Annotated in this window: 15 protein-coding genes; 7 read left to right on the forward strand and 8 right to left on the reverse strand. The window is 49.3% G+C overall.

Features of this window, described 5'->3' with window-relative positions; all coding sequences use genetic code 11:
• Positions 1-217: 217 nt before the first annotated feature.
• Both zwf and C1192_RS06350 read right to left on the reverse strand, forming a co-directional pair.
• Positions 218-1,693 carry a glucose-6-phosphate dehydrogenase gene (gene zwf, locus C1192_RS06345; protein ID WP_000301721.1) on the reverse strand — a complete coding sequence of 492 codons (1,476 nt, stop codon included), beginning with the start codon at positions 1,691-1,693 and terminating at the stop codon, positions 218-220.
• A 15-nt stretch (positions 1,694-1,708) separates the two neighbouring features.
• Entirely contained in the window at positions 1,709-2,008 is a 300-nt protein-coding gene (locus C1192_RS06350; protein ID WP_000155615.1) for a hypothetical protein, read from the reverse strand.
• A 22-nt stretch (positions 2,009-2,030) separates the two neighbouring features.
• On the opposite strand from C1192_RS06350, the gene hexR reads away from it, so the two are divergent.
• The 3 genes from hexR (at position 2,031) to C1192_RS06365 (ending at position 6,027) form a co-directional block, all read left to right on the forward strand.
• The gene (gene hexR, locus C1192_RS06355; protein WP_001056699.1) at positions 2,031-2,900 is read left to right on the forward strand and encodes a DNA-binding transcriptional regulator HexR; all 870 of its coding nucleotides are present in this window, start codon (positions 2,031-2,033) and stop codon (positions 2,898-2,900) included.
• A gap of 126 nt (positions 2,901-3,026) precedes the next feature.
• On the forward strand, positions 3,027-4,469 hold the full coding sequence (gene pyk / locus C1192_RS06360) for a pyruvate kinase (protein ID WP_000091161.1): 1,443 nt from the start codon (positions 3,027-3,029) through the stop codon (positions 4,467-4,469).
• 229 nt (positions 4,470-4,698) lie between these two features.
• The gene (locus C1192_RS06365; RefSeq protein ID WP_103194780.1) at positions 4,699-6,027 is read left to right on the forward strand and encodes an IS4-like element IS4 family transposase; all 1,329 of its coding nucleotides are present in this window, start codon (positions 4,699-4,701) and stop codon (positions 6,025-6,027) included.
• Positions 6,028-6,060: 33 nt separating this feature from the next.
• Here C1192_RS06365 and lpxM read toward each other — a convergent pair whose 3' ends face one another.
• From lpxM to znuA, 3 genes are all read right to left on the reverse strand, one after another.
• Positions 6,061-7,032: a lauroyl-Kdo(2)-lipid IV(A) myristoyltransferase gene (gene lpxM / locus C1192_RS06370; protein ID WP_001516257.1), complete on the reverse strand. Its 972-nt coding sequence runs from the start codon at positions 7,030-7,032 to the stop codon at positions 6,061-6,063.
• Between the two features lie 118 nt (positions 7,033-7,150).
• Entirely contained in the window at positions 7,151-8,473 is a 1,323-nt protein-coding gene (mepM, locus tag C1192_RS06375; RefSeq protein WP_001184055.1) for a murein DD-endopeptidase MepM, read from the reverse strand.
• A 15-nt stretch (positions 8,474-8,488) separates the two neighbouring features.
• Positions 8,489-9,421, reverse strand: a complete 933-nt coding sequence (gene znuA / locus C1192_RS06380) for a zinc ABC transporter substrate-binding protein ZnuA (RefSeq protein ID WP_010376204.1) — start codon at positions 9,419-9,421, stop codon at positions 8,489-8,491.
• Positions 9,422-9,499: 78 nt separating this feature from the next.
• Between znuA and znuC the strand changes: the two genes are divergently transcribed.
• Positions 9,500-10,255 (forward strand): zinc ABC transporter ATP-binding protein ZnuC, encoded by a 756-nt coding sequence (gene znuC, locus C1192_RS06385; RefSeq protein ID WP_001516255.1) that lies wholly within the window; start codon positions 9,500-9,502, stop codon positions 10,253-10,255.
• Positions 10,252-11,037 (forward strand): zinc ABC transporter permease subunit ZnuB, encoded by a 786-nt coding sequence (gene znuB, locus C1192_RS06390; RefSeq protein ID WP_000571466.1) that lies wholly within the window; start codon positions 10,252-10,254, stop codon positions 11,035-11,037. Before znuC ends, znuB begins: the two co-directional genes overlap by 4 nt.
• Before the next feature lie 837 nt (positions 11,038-11,874).
• Here the strand turns inward: znuB and ycgN are convergent.
• The 3 genes from ycgN to C1192_RS06405 all read right to left on the reverse strand — a co-directional run bounded on the left by ycgN (position 11,875) and on the right by C1192_RS06405 (position 13,437).
• Complete coding sequence (gene ycgN, locus C1192_RS06395) at positions 11,875-12,321, reverse strand: cysteine cluster protein YcgN (protein WP_001516253.1); 447 nt, start codon at positions 12,319-12,321, stop codon at positions 11,875-11,877.
• A gap of 91 nt (positions 12,322-12,412) precedes the next feature.
• Positions 12,413-13,072 (reverse strand): fumarylacetoacetate hydrolase family protein, encoded by a 660-nt coding sequence (locus tag C1192_RS06400; RefSeq protein WP_038355936.1) that lies wholly within the window; start codon positions 13,070-13,072, stop codon positions 12,413-12,415.
• 71 nt (positions 13,073-13,143) lie between these two features.
• The gene (locus tag C1192_RS06405) at positions 13,144-13,437 is read right to left on the reverse strand and encodes a YcgL domain-containing protein (RefSeq protein WP_001516252.1); all 294 of its coding nucleotides are present in this window, start codon (positions 13,435-13,437) and stop codon (positions 13,144-13,146) included.
• A 128-nt stretch (positions 13,438-13,565) separates the two neighbouring features.
• On the opposite strand from C1192_RS06405, the gene minC reads away from it, so the two are divergent.
• Together minC and minD are read left to right on the forward strand one after the other, a co-directional pair.
• Positions 13,566-14,261 carry a septum site-determining protein MinC gene (gene minC / locus C1192_RS06410; protein ID WP_038355935.1) on the forward strand — a complete coding sequence of 232 codons (696 nt, stop codon included), beginning with the start codon at positions 13,566-13,568 and terminating at the stop codon, positions 14,259-14,261.
• A 23-nt stretch (positions 14,262-14,284) separates the two neighbouring features.
• The gene (minD, locus tag C1192_RS06415; protein ID WP_000101053.1) at positions 14,285-15,097 is read left to right on the forward strand and encodes a septum site-determining protein MinD; all 813 of its coding nucleotides are present in this window, start codon (positions 14,285-14,287) and stop codon (positions 15,095-15,097) included.
• Position 15,098 lies beyond the last annotated feature (1 nt).

Below are 15,098 nucleotides of genomic sequence, written 5' to 3' on the forward strand. Positions count from 1 at the left end.
AGTTGTCAGAGCAGGCTGATTCACAATGCGTTTCACTCAAGAAAAATATGACTGAAACGCCTGTAACCGGAGCTCATAGGGCAGAAACGTTTCAGTGAGTGTAATAAAAAAAGCCTCGTGGGTGAATCCACACGAGGCTCAAAAGTGTAAAAATTACTCTACAATCTGTGCAAGAACATGTTACCGGTAAAATAACCCGTAAGGATAAGTCGAGATATTACTCAAACTCATTCCAGGAGCGACCGTCACGGGTAATCATCGCCACCGAGGCAACCGGGCCCCAGGTTCCGGCCTGATACGGTTTCGGCGCATCGTTGTCCATCGCCCATGCTTCAGTAATGGAATCTACCCATTTCCACGCTTCTTCCACTTCATCGCGACGCACAAACAACGCCTGAATACCGCGCATCGTTTCCAGCAACAGACGCTCATAAGCATCAGCCAGATGCGTCTGATTAAAGGTTTCTGAATAGCTCAGATCCAGTTTGGTGATTTGCAGATTATGTTTGTGATCAAGACCAGGGACTTTATTCAACACCTGGATATCCACGCCCTCATCGGGTTGCAGACGAATAGTCAGTTTGTTCTGCGGCAGATCCTGCCACGACTCTTTGAACAGATTCAGTTCTGGTGTTTTGAAATAGACCACAACTTCAGAGCATTTTGTCGGCAGACGTTTACCTGTTCGCAGGTAGAACGGCACGCCAGCCCAACGCCAGTTATCGATGTCGACGCGGATAGCCACGAAGGTTTCCGTGTTACTGCTTTTATTCGCACCCTCTTCTTCCAGATAGCCTGGTACTTTTTTGCCCTGAGCGAAGCCTGCGGTGTATTGCCCGCGTACTGTTTTTTCACGCACATTGGTGCGGTCAATTCGACGCAATGACTTCAGTACTTTCACTTTTTCATCACGGATGCTGTCGGCGCTCAGGTCGGACGGCGGAGACATCGCAATCATGCAAAGAATTTGCAGCAGGTGGTTCTGGATCATATCGCGCATCTGACCGGCTTTATCAAAATACCCCCAGCGCCCTTCGATTCCGACCTCTTCTGCCACCGTGATCTCAACATGATCAATGGTGCGATTGTCCCAGTTGTTCACAAACAGAGAGTTAGCAAAACGCAGCGCCAGCAGGTTCAGTACCGTTTCTTTACCCAGATAGTGGTCGATACGGTAAACCTGGCACTCCTCGAAATATTCGCCTACCTGATCGTTAATTTCACGCGAAGTCGCCAGTGATGTTCCCAGCGGTTTTTCCATGACCACGCGAGCAGGTTTAGCATTCAGTTTTGCCTCACCCAGCCCTTTGCAGATCGCACCAAAGGTGCTTGGTGGCATGGCAAAGTAGTTAATGGTGATACGATTTTTTTGATCCAGCATCGCGCCAAGGCGGTTGAATGCGGCCGTGTCATTGACATCAAGATTACAAAAATCCAGACGCGCACTCAGGGTATCCCACAGACCTTCATCAATGGTTTCTTTCATGAAGGTTTCAAGCGCCTCGCGGACAACTTTGGTATATGCCGCTTTATCCCAGTCAGCACGCCCTACGCCGATAATCCGGGTGTCCGGGTTGAGCTGACCGGCTTTTTCCAGTTGATACAGGGAAGGCAGCAATTTACGACGCGCAAGGTCGCCTTTCGCGCCGAAAATGACCAGGTCACAGGCCTGGGCTGTTTGCGTTACCGCCATGTCATTCTCCTTAAGTTAACTAACCCGGTACTTAAGCCTGGGTATATTTGTAATTTTCTTACGGTGCACTGTACTGCTTTTACGGGCTTGCGAAAACTGTAAACGCTTATCCACCCGTGCGATTACAGCAAAAGCGCGCAAAGTGCGGCAAAACTGATAAAAAAACCATCGTTTTCCATTGGGTAAAAATCTGACACTGATCATGTTATGAAAAAAAATAACAACTTTTTTATCTGCTTTTGTCATTAACCCAGCACACAGGCGTAATATCTGACAAAACTGCATTTCGATTTCTTTCAGAGCGGAAATCGTCATTACCCGTGAGTCTCTTTACATCATGAATATGCTGGAAAAAATCCAGTCTCAACTGGAACATTTGAGCAAATCAGAACGCAAAGTTGCCGAGGTCATTCTTGCTTCGCCCGACAACGCGATCCATTCGAGTATTGCTGCTCTGGCGCTGGAAGCCAATGTTAGCGAGCCGACGGTGAATCGTTTCTGTCGCAGCATGGACACTCGCGGTTTTCCTGATTTTAAACTGCATCTGGCGCAAAGTCTGGCGAATGGCACTCCTTATGTTAATCGCAACGTCAATGAAGATGACAGCGTTGAATCATACACAGGGAAAATATTTGAGTCGGCAATGGCTACTCTTGATCACGTCCGTCACTCGCTGGATAAATCCGCCGTCAATCGTGCCGTTGATCTCCTCACCCAGGCGAAGAAAATTGCCTTTTTTGGATTAGGTTCTTCCGCTGCCGTTGCCCACGATGCGATGAATAAGTTTTTTCGCTTCAATGTTCCGGTGATCTACTCGGACGATATCGTACTGCAACGAATGAGTTGTATGAATTGTAGTGATGGTGACGTCGTTGTGCTGATTTCCCACACCGGCAGAACAAAAAATCTGGTTGAACTGGCGCAACTGGCGCGAGAAAACGACGCAATGGTGATTGCCCTCACCTCAGCGGGAACGCCACTCGCCCGGGAAGCAACGCTGGCAATTACCCTCGATGTACCGGAAGATACTGACATTTATATGCCCATGGTCTCTCGACTTGCACAGTTGACCGTGATAGATGTGCTGGCAACAGGATTTACTTTGCGACGCGGAACAAAATTCAGAGATAACTTGAAGCGGGTCAAGGAAGCTCTCAAGGAATCGCGTTTTGATAAGCAGTTACTTAATTTAAGTGACGATCGCTGAAACGATAGTCACTGTTCTATCCTTATACGACATTCGCATGTGTTTAATTTAGAACCGTTATCGTTTTAATTTATGCGAATTTCATGTTCAAGCAACACCTTGTTGTTTCAGTCAACGGAGTATTACATGTCCAGAAGGCTTCGCAGAACCAAAATCGTTACCACGTTAGGCCCGGCTACTGATCGCGATAATAACCTTGAAAAAGTTATCGCTGCCGGCGCAAACGTTGTACGTATGAACTTTTCTCACGGCTCGCCTGAAGATCACAAAATGCGCGCAGATAAAGTTCGTGAAATTGCCGCAAAACTGGGGCGTCATGTGGCTATTCTGGGTGACCTTCAGGGGCCAAAGATTCGTGTATCTACCTTTAAAGAAGGTAAGGTGTTCCTCAACATTGGGGACAAATTCCTGCTGGATGCTAACCTGGGTAAAGGTGAAGGCGATAAAGAAAAAGTCGGTATCGACTATAAAGGTCTGCCTGCTGACGTCGTGCCTGGCGACATCCTGCTGCTGGACGACGGTCGCGTACAGTTAAAAGTGCTGGAAGTTCAGGGCATGAAAGTGTTCACCGAAGTCACTGTCGGTGGCCCTCTCTCTAACAATAAAGGGATCAACAAACTCGGCGGCGGTCTGTCGGCTGAAGCACTGACCGAAAAAGATAAAGCTGATATTCAGACTGCAGCACTGATTGGCGTGGATTATCTGGCAGTTTCCTTCCCGCGCTGTGGCGAAGATCTGAACTATGCCCGCCGTCTGGCACGCGACGCAGGTTGTGATGCGAAAATTGTCGCCAAGGTTGAACGTGCGGAAGCCGTTTGCAGCCAGGATGCAATGGACGACATTATCCTCGCCTCTGACGTGGTGATGGTCGCACGCGGTGACCTCGGCGTTGAAATTGGCGATCCGGAACTGGTCGGCATTCAGAAGGCCTTGATCCGTCGTGCGCGCCAGCTTAACCGTGCGGTAATTACAGCGACCCAGATGATGGAGTCAATGATCACCAACCCGATGCCAACCCGTGCAGAAGTTATGGACGTGGCAAACGCCGTGCTGGATGGTACTGATGCCGTGATGCTGTCTGCAGAAACCGCTGCGGGCCAATACCCTTCAGAAACAGTTGCTGCGATGGCGCGCGTTTGCCTGGGTGCTGAAAAAATCCCGAGCATTAACGTTTCTAAACACCGTCTGGACGTTCAGTTCGATAATGTGGAAGAAGCAATCGCCATGTCCGCGATGTATGCAGCTAACCACCTGAAAGGGGTTACCGCTATCATCACCATGACCGAGTCTGGTCGTACCGCGCTGATGACCTCCCGTATCAGTTCCGGTCTGCCAATTTTCGCCATGTCTCGTCATGAGCGTACCCTGAACCTGACTGCGCTTTATCGTGGTGTCACGCCGGTCTATTTTGACAGTGCAAGTGATGGCGTAGTTGCGGCCAGCGAAGCGGTAAATCTGCTGCGCGATAAAGGCTATCTGATGTCCGGCGACCTGGTCATCGTCACCCAGGGCGACGTAATGAGTACCGTGGGTTCTACCAATACCACGCGTATTTTAACTGTTGAGTAAGTAAGTTGCCGGATGCGGCGTAAACGCCCTGTCCGGCCTACAACACCTTGATAATTCAAAAGATTACAAATCGTCTGTAGGCTCGATAAAATTACTCATCAGGCAAACTTGAACTTATCAACTAACGGAAGCCTCTCCTCGTGAGTAATGCCGATCAGTTAAGGATCAGTTGACCGATCCAGTGGTTGTGTAAGAATCCGGAAACGCTCACTCGTTTCCGGATTTTTTTATGCACATTGGACAGGCCCTTGATCTGGTATCCCGTTACGATTCTCTGCGTAACCCACTGACTTCTCTGGGGGATTACCTCGACCCCGAACTCATCTCTCGTTGCCTTGCCGAATCAGGTACTGTAACGCTACGCAAGCGCCGTCTTCCCCTCGAAATGATGGTCTGGTGTATTGTTGGCATGGCGCTTGAGCGTAAAGAACCTCTTCACCAGATTGTGAATCGCCTGGACATCATGCTACCGGGCAATCGCCCCTTCGTTGCCCCCAGTGCCGTTATTCAGGCCCGCCAGCGCCTGGGAAGTGAGGCTGTCCGCCGCGTGTTCACGAAAACAGCGCAGCTCTGGCATAACGCCACGCCGCATCCGCACTGGTGCGGCCTGACCCTGCTGGCCATCGATGGTGTGTTCTGGCGCACACCGGATACACCAGAGAACGATGCAGCCTTCCCCCGCCAGACACATGCCGGGAACCCGGCGCTCTACCCGCAGGTCAAAATGGTCTGCCAGATGGAACTGACCAGCCATCTGCTGACGGCTGCAGCCTTCGGCACGATGAAGAACAGCGAAAATGAGCTTGCTGAGCAACTTATAGAACAAACCGGCGATAACACCCTGACGTTAATGGATAAAGGTTATTACTCACTGGGACTGTTAAATGCCTGGAGCCAGGCGGGAGAACACCGCCACTGGATGATCCCTCTCAGAAAGGGAGCGCAATATGAAGAGATCAGAAAACTGGGTAAAGGCGATCATCTGGTGAAGCTGAAAACCAGCCCGCAGGCACGAAAAAAGTGGCCGGGACTGGGAAATGAGGTGACAGCCCGCCTGCTGACCGTGACGCGCAAAGGAAAAGTCTGCCATCTGCTGACGTCGATGACGGACGCCATGCGCTTCCCCGGAGGAGAAATGGCGGATCTGTACAGTCATCGCTGGGAAATCGAACTGGGATACAGGGAGATAAAACAGACGATGCAACTGAGCAGGCTGACGCTGAGAAGTAAAAAGCCGGAGCTTGTGGAGCAAGAGCTGTGGGGTGTCTTACTGGCTTATAATCTGGTGAGATATCAGATGATTAAAATGGCAGAACATCTGAAAGGTTACTGGCCGAATCAACTGAGTTTCTCAGAATCATGCGGAATGGTGATGAGAATGCTGATGACATTGCAGGGCGCTTCACCGGGACGTATACCGGAGCTGATGCGCGATCTTGCAAGTATGGGACAACTTGTGAAATTACCGACAAGAAGGGAAAGGGCCTTCCCGAGAGTGGTAAAGGAGAGGCCCTGGAAATACCCCACAGCCCCGAAAAAGAGCCAGTCAGTTGCTTAACTGACTGGCATTACTCCTCGTGAGAGGCTTTTTTTATTTGATGGGATAAAGATCTTTACGTTTATACGGCTGGATTTCACCAGGCTTCCGGGTCTTGAGCAATTTTAAAATCCAGGTGTATTGTTCTGGTCGCGGACCAACAAAAATCTCGACTTCTTCATTCATCCGCCGCGCAATCGTATGATCATCCGCTTCTGACAAGTCGTCCATCGGCGGGCGCACCTGAATCGTCAAACGGTGCGTCTTGCCATCATAAATCGGAAACAGCGGTACGACGCGCGCACGACACACTTTCATCAAACGACCAATCGCGGGCAGCGTCGCTTTATAGGTTGCAAAGAAATCAACAAATTCGCTGTGCTCCGGGCCATGATCCTGATCGGGCAAATAATAGCCCCAGTAGCCCTGACGAACCGACTGGATGAACGGTTTAATGCCATCATTTCTCGCGTGAAGACGTCCGCCAAAACGACGACGCACGGTGTTCCAGACATAATCAAAAACTGGATTGCCCTGATTATGGAACATTGCCGCCATTTTCTGTCCTTGCGAGGCCATCAGCATGGCGGGGATATCCACTGCCCAGCCGTGCGGCACCAGAAAGATCACTTTCTCGTTGTTACGCCGCATCTCTTCGATGATCTCCAGCCCCTGCCAGTCGACGCGCGGCTGAATTTTCTCCGGCCCACGTATCGCCAGTTCCGCCATCATCGCCATCGCCTGGGGCGCTGTGGCAAACATCTCATCAACAATCGCTTCGCGTTCGGCTTCGCTACGTTCCGGAAAACAGAGGGACAGGTTGATCAACGCACGACGGCGCGAGCTTTTTCCCAGTCGTCCGGCAAAACGCCCGAGTCGCGCCAGAATGGGATCGCGGAATTTCGGAGGTGTTAAAGCAATACCGGCCATCGCCGCCACGCCCAACCAGGCTCCCCAGTAGCGCGGATGGCGAAAGGATTTATCAAACTCAGGAATGTATTCACTATTATTTTTTTTCGTTTCCATGCTTTTCCAGTTTCGGATAAGGCAAAAATCAATCTGCTGATAGTGTAGCGGCGCAATTTGCCCCGCACCAAATAAAAAAGCCGGTACTGACTGCGTACCGGCTGCGAATGGATGTTAATTAATCAAACAGTAGCTGCGGCACAATCTCTTTGGCCTGCGCCAGGAACTCGCGACGATCGGAACCTGTCAGCCCTTCGGTACGCGGCAGTTTCGCCGTCAGCGGGTTTACAGCCTGCTGGTTGATCCATACTTCATAGTGCAGGTGTGGTCCGGTTGAACGCCCGGTGTTACCGGATAGCGCGATACGATCGCCACGTTTCACCTTCTGCCCCGGTTTCACCAGAATCTTACGCAAGTGCATATAACGCGTGGTATAGCTACGACCATGACGGATCGCAACATAATAACCTGCAGCGCCACTGCGTTTGGCTACTACCACTTCACCGTCACCCACCGAAAGCACCGGTGTACCCTGTGGCATCGCGAAATCAACACCTCTGTGTGGTGCAACACGACCAGTTACCGGGTTCAGACGACGCGGGTTAAAGTTAGAGGAGATGCGGAACTGTTTCGCCGTCGGGAATCGCAAGAAACCTTTCGCCAGGCCAGTACCGTTACGGTCATAGAACTTGCCATCTTCAGCGCGGATTGCGTAATAATCTTTGCCTTCAGAACGCAAACGCACGCCCAGCAACTGGCTTTGCTCACGTTTGCCATCAAGCATTTCACGCGACATTAATACAGCAAATTCATCGCCTTTTTTCACCTTCCGAAAGTCCATCTGCCACTGTAGCGCTTTGATCACTGCGCTCACTTCAGCGCTGGTCAAACCAGCATTTCTGGCGCTGGCAACAAAGCTCGACCCAACGGTGCCTTTCAGTAGATTATTAACCCACTCCCCTTGCTGCATTTCGCTGGTCATTTTAAAACCATTAGCAGCAGTGCGATCATAGGTACGGGTTTCGCGGCGAGAAACTTCCCAGGTCAGACGCTGTAAATCGCCCTCTGCGGTTAATGTCCAGGAGAGTTGTTGACCAATTTTCAGGTTACGCAGATCTTTATCCGCAGCAGCCAGTTGGGTGATATCACCCATCTCAATACCATATTGATTGAGGATGCTACTTAGCGTATCGCCTGTGGAAACGACATATTCATGCACACCCGCTTCACCAGCGGTTTTGTCGTCCAGTTCGTCCTGCGGAATGGCTTCATCTTCTTGTGCGGTTTGATCAATCGGTTCACTGGCTTCAGGTAAGAGTGAACGGATTTCGTTCTGTTCCAGCTCAATTGTTTTGACAATTGGCGTGGCGTCGCGGTGGTAAACATAGGGCCGCCAGACAGCGACGGCCAGGGTAAGAACGGTGAGCGACCCCAGCATAACGCGGTGTGGTCGCGGTAAATTATTAAACGCCAGGGCGACAGAGCGGGCTATCTGTTGCACGTAATCACTTCCTCATTAATCTCCTTTCAGGCAGCTCGCATACTGGTTGGCTAATTGATTCAGAAACTCTGAATAACTTGTTTTACCCAGTTTGATATTCGTCCCAAGGGGATCCAACGTTCCCATACGAACGGATGTCCCTCGTGCGACGCTTTCAACGACCGCTGGCCTGAACTGTGGCTCAGCAAAAACGCAGGTTGCTTTTTGCTCAACCAACTGTGTTCTTATTTGATGTAAACGCTGCGCGCCCGGTTGAATCTCTGGGTTAACGGTAAAATGACCAAGCGGTGTCAGTCCGAATTGTTTTTCGAAGTAGCCATAAGCATCATGAAAAACGAAATAACCTTTTCCCTTGAGCGGCGCGAGCTCATTACCAACCTGTTTATCGGTTGCAACTAATTGTGCCTCAAAATCCTTCAGGTTGGCGTCAAGTTTGGCTCGACTTTGCGGCATAAGTTCCACTAATTTTCCATGGATTGCAACCGCTGTAGCCCGCGCTATCTCTGGGGAAAGCCAAAGATGCATGTTGAAATCGCCGTGATGGTGATCTTCGTCACTTTTTTCCGCGTGGTTATGATCATCATCATCGTCGTGAATACTTTTCATCAGCAGCGGTTTTACATTCTCAAGCTGCGCAATCGTTACCTGTTTCTCCTCTGGTAATTTGCTCACCGGCTTTTGCATAAACGCTTCCATCTCCGGGCCAACCCAAACGACTAAGTCCGCGTTCTGTAAGCGTTTTACATCCGATGGACGCAGTGAATAATCGTGTTCAGAAGCACCGTCCGGAAGTAATACCTCGGTCTCTGTTACCCCATCAGCAATGGCGGAAGCGATGAATCCGACAGGTTTAAGCGAAGCAACAACGGCGGCATTTGCGGCCTGTGTTGCGCCCCCCCAGAGAGCAGCGGATAATGCTGCGAAAAGAAGCGTTTTTTTATGTAACATAATGCGACCAATCATCGTAATGAATATGAGAAGTGTGATATTATAACATTTCATGACTACTGCAAGACTAAAATTAACATGACAAGTCTGGTTTCCCTGGAAAATGTTTCGGTCTCTTTTGGCCAACGCCGCGTCCTCTCTGATGTGTCGCTGGAACTTAAACCTGGAAAAATTTTGACCTTACTTGGGCCGAACGGTGCCGGTAAGTCGACGCTAGTGCGGGTTGTGCTCGGACTGGTAACACCTGATGAAGGTGTTATCAAGCGCCACGGAAAACTGCGCATCGGATATGTGCCGCAGAAGCTGTATCTCGACACCACGTTGCCACTAACTGTAAACCGTTTCTTACGCTTACGCCCCAGTACACATAAAGAAGACATTCTGCCTGCACTGAAACGCGTTCAGGCCGGGCATCTGATTGACGCGCCAATGCAAAAGCTCTCTGGTGGTGAAACGCAGCGTGTATTGTTGGCACGCGCGTTGTTAAATCAACCGCAATTATTAGTGCTGGATGAACCTACTCAGGGCGTGGATGTGAATGGTCAGGTTGCGCTGTACGACCTTATTGACCAACTGCGCCGCGAACTGGATTGCGGCGTTTTAATGGTGTCTCACGATCTGCATCTGGTGATGGCCAAAACCGATGAAGTACTTTGTCTGAATCATCACATCTGTTGTTCCGGCACACCGGAAGTCGTTTCCCTGCATCCGGAATTTATTTCGATGTTCGGACCTCGGGGTGCTGAACAGCTAGGTATCTATCGCCATCATCATAATCACCGCCACGATTTACAGGGGCGAATTATTCTGCGTCGGGGAAATGACCGCTCATGATTGAATTATTATTTCCCGGTTGGTTAGCCGGGATCATGCTGGCCTGTGCTGCAGGTCCGCTGGGTTCGTTTGTTGTCTGGCGTCGTATGTCTTATTTCGGTGACACGCTGGCTCATGCGTCTTTACTGGGAGTCGCGTTTGGTTTGTTACTGGATGTGAATCCTTTCTATGCGGTGATTGCGGTTACGCTGCTGCTGGCGGGCGGCCTGGTATGGCTGGAGAAGCGCCCACAACTTGCGATCGATACGTTATTGGGAATTATGGCGCACAGTGCATTGTCGCTGGGTCTGGTCGTCGTCAGCCTGATGTCTAACATTCGCGTTGACTTGATGGCATACCTGTTCGGTGATTTGCTGGCAGTAACACCGGAAGATCTTATCGCTATTGCGATTGGCGTGGTTATCGTGGTGGCGATTCTGTTCTGGCAATGGCGCAATTTACTGTCGATGACGATTAGCCCGGATCTGGCGTTTGTTGATGGTGTGAAATTACAGCGTGTGAAATTGTTGTTGATGCTGGTGACCGCATTGACGATTGGCGTAGCAATGAAATTTGTTGGCGCGTTGATTATTACCTCGCTGTTGATTATTCCTGCGGCTACTGCGCGCCGTTTTGCCCGCACGCCGGAACAGATGGCTGGTGTCGCTGTCGTAGTAGGAATGGTTGCTGTAACGGGCGGTTTAACATTTTCCGCGTTTTACGATACGCCAGCAGGCCCCTCGGTGGTGTTGTGTGCAGCGCTGTTGTTCATTCTCAGTATGATGAAAAAGCAGACCAGCTAAGTTGCGACTGGCACTATACAGTGCCAGTTTCATCAACCAGGCCACCACATTGCGGACATAATCAAAAAAACATACCGTTAAGAACGATCGAACAGTGAGAACATAAATCTGTATATGTTCTGAATGAGACCCGTGTTCGGGTTCGACGAATTAAACGGCTATATTAGCAAATCTCCTTTTACAGCTATTCTCCCTCTCAAAAAAGCGAAATCAGATCAAACCCCTCTCACTTGTGAGGGATATTATCGTCTCTCTGGAAAATGCCCGTACAGGCAGATACATAATCTCTGGAAACTGGTAATAAATACAGTAGTGTGGCACGGCGAAATATATGTATTAGCAGGGGAAATATTTATACAAAAAATGGATAATTACCATCAAATGCAATCTTGCGATTAAAGATCATTTCACATCATCAGAAACAGAAAGCGGTATACGGATGATCAATCTTAGGCAGGCCGTTATTAATGTGCTGATAATTCAGATGGCTTTTACCAGAATAGGTAAATAACCTTATATTGAGGTTCATCTTCGTTCCTCACTTGATGGCAAGAAATAACAAAGGTGGTAAACGGCATGCACCTGGCTCATTTAGTGCTAACTGAAACAACATTCTAAAAAGAGCAGCTATGTGTTTGTAACGTGTACAAATCAAGGCGCACATTTGCTTGTAGAGCACTAAGCGCAGGTCATTGCTGCACAAATGGGGCAGATTTCTGCTCAGATGGGTGTCAGACAATAATGGCAATCCACTGGCAATTCTGGATGCTAATTTCAGTTCTGATGCACCAACAATGCCCCATGCACAAAACAAGTAATCCCTTCGGTTTCAGTTGCTCACTGTGCCCAGTCAGGTTTATTGAGTATATGATCCTGCCAGTCGATCACTTCTGATTCTTTCACCGCGATATGACGTACGGAAATTCGCTCACCATGCATTGCCGCTTTCGAACCGGTAATCAGTGGGTGCCACCCTGGCAATGCCTTCCCTTCCGCCAGCAACCGATAAGCACAGGTCATCGGTAGCCATTCGAATGTTGGCAGATTCTCACGGGTTAATTTAATGCAGTCAGGTTCAAACTCGAAGCGGCGTTCGTAGTTACGACATTGACAGGTTTTAATATTAAGCTGACGGCAAGCGACGTTAGTGAAGTAGATTTCGTCAGTATCTTCATCCATCAGTTTATGCAGACAGCACTGACCACAACCATCACACAACGACTCCCATTCTGCATCGCTCATTTCATCCAGGGTTTTACTTTGCCAGAAAGGTATATCGCTCATCAGGTGTTCCGCCATTACGTTAAAACGCACCTTATAACCAGTCTGGCACAGCGTTGCAAGTATTGCCGCCTCTTTCAGGCGGCAAAAAGTATTACAAAACGCGAGTTGTCAACGAATGACTACCGAAAGTGATGGTCAGTTCATCACCACTGTGTAGTGGGCCAACACCATCAGGCGTGCCTGTTAGTACAACGTCACCAGGCTTGAGGGTAAAAAACTTGCTCATATAAGCAATCAGCGGAACGATTTTATGGATCATATCTGCCGTTGTACCCTGTTGACGAACGACACCATTTACACTTAAGCCTAGCGACGTATTTTGTGGATCGCCAGTGAACTCTGCAGCGGGAATAAACCCGGACAGTGGGCAAGAGTTATCAAACCCTTTAGCTTTTTCCCATGGCTGCCCGGCTTTCTTCATCTTTCCCTGAACATCACGTAATGTCAGATCGAGCGCCACACCATAACCGGCAATGGCTTTGCGTACATGCTCTTCCGTGGCCTGGCGTAGCGTCGCGCCGATCAACACCGCCAGTTCAACCTCATGATGAACCGCACCGAAATCAGAGGGGATGGCCAATGGCTGGCGCAGATCGCACAGTGCCGTTTCGGGTTTAATGAACAACACTGGCTCTTCAGGCACTTCACTCCCCATCTCTTTAATATGTTTGGCATAATTACTGCCAACACAGACCACTTTACTCACCGGATAATCCAGCAGCGCACCTTGCCAGTTGTGATGTTGATACATAACGTTCCTCTCACTTCATCGTGGTTCTTAAAACCCGCTCCGACAAATATGGTGCCACCGCCGGATATCGGTTATTTTTTAGTGCTGTCTGTATTTTTCGCCATCACAGAAAGATGTTGCTTCAGCAAATCCTCGGGAGGTGGTGGCAATTGAAGATAATAGCCATGCTCAGCTAATGCCTGTTTAACTTTCTCAATATCGGCATTTACCAGTTTCTTTCTCCCGTCCAATGGAAGAATCATCGCAAGTTGAGGTTGACCAAAACCTTTCATCAGCTCCTCTGGAACACGCGAAAAGTCGTCTTTTTTTTCAACATATAAATAGGTCTGGTCACGTTTGCTACTTCGATAGATCACACAAAACATAATTTTACTCTGAATAAATGGGGGGGTGACTTGCCTCAATATAATCCAGACTATAACATGCCTTATAGTCTTCGTAATATCATCGCACGCTGATGATGATGGTAATTAGCTAATTGAGTAAGGCCAGGATGTCAAACACGCCAATCGAGCTTAAAGGTAGCAGCTTCACCTTATCTGTGGTTCATCTGCATGAGGCAGAACCTAAGGTTATTCATCAGGCGCTGGAAGACAAAATCGCTCAGGCTCCCGCATTTTTAAAGCATGCCCCCATCGTACTCAATGTCAGTGGCCTCGAAGAACAGGTCAACTGGTCTGCAATGCATAAAGCTATCTCGGCAACGGGCTTGCGGATCATTGGTGTCAGTGGCTGCAAAAATGCGAAACTGAAAGCTGAAATCGAAAAAATGGGGTTGCCAATCCTGACTGAAGGAAAGGAAAAAGCGCCGCGTCCAGCTCCTGCCCCCCTGGCTCCTGCGAAAAATACAACGCCGGACACAAAAACGCGCTTAATAGATACCCCAGTGCGTTCCGGTCAGCGCATTTATGCGCCACAATGTGATCTAATTGTTACAAGCCATGTTAGCGCAGGGGCAGAATTGATCGCAGATGGTAACATTCATGTCTATGGCATGATGCGCGGTCGTGCGCTGGCGGGGGCAAGTGGTGATCGGGAAGCACAAATATTTTGTACGAGCCTGATGGCAGAACTGGTCTCTATCGCAGGTGAATACTGGCTGAGTGATAAAATCCCAGCAGAATTTTATGGCAAAGCGGCACGGCTGCAATTAGTCGAAAACGCTTTGACCGTTCAATCGTTAAATTGATCCCTTTTTAACAAGGAATTTTTATGGCACGCATTATTGTTGTTACTTCGGGGAAAGGGGGCGTTGGAAAGACAACCTCCAGCGCGGCCATCGCCACTGGTTTGGCCCAGAAGGGAAAGAAAACTGTCGTGATCGATTTTGATATCGGCTTGCGTAATCTCGACCTGATTATGGGTTGCGAGCGCCGGGTCGTTTACGATTTCGTCAACGTCATTCAGGGCGATGCAACGCTAAATCAGGCTTTAATTAAAGATAAGCGTACTGAAAACCTCTATATTCTTCCGGCATCACAAACTCGCGATAAAGACGCACTCACCCGCGAAGGGGTCGCCAAAGTTCTTGATGACCTAAAAGCAATGGATTTTGAGTTTATTGTTTGTGACTCACCGGCGGGTATTGAAACCGGTGCATTAATGGCGCTCTATTTCGCAGATGAAGCTATTATAACCACGAACCCGGAAGTCTCATCAGTTCGTGACTCTGACCGTATTTTAGGTATTCTGGCGTCGAAATCCCGTCGAGCAGAAAACGGTGAAGAACCGATTAAAGAGCACCTGCTATTAACGCGCTATAACCCAGGCCGCGTTAACAGAGGCGACATGTTGAGCATGGAAGACGTACTGGAGATCCTGCGCATCAAGCTCGTCGGCGTGATCCCAGAGGATCAATCAGTATTGCGCGCCTCTAACCAGGGGGAACCGGTTATTCTCGATATCAACGCCGATGCGGGTAAAGCCTATGCTGATACCGTAGAACGTCTGTTGGGAGAAGAACGCCCTTTCCGCTTCATTGAAGAAGAGAAGAAAGGTTTCCTCAAACGCTTGTTCGGAGGATAAA

The organism is Escherichia marmotae, assembly GCF_002900365.1.
In the GTDB taxonomy this organism is placed as follows: domain Bacteria; phylum Pseudomonadota; class Gammaproteobacteria; order Enterobacterales; family Enterobacteriaceae; genus Escherichia; species Escherichia marmotae.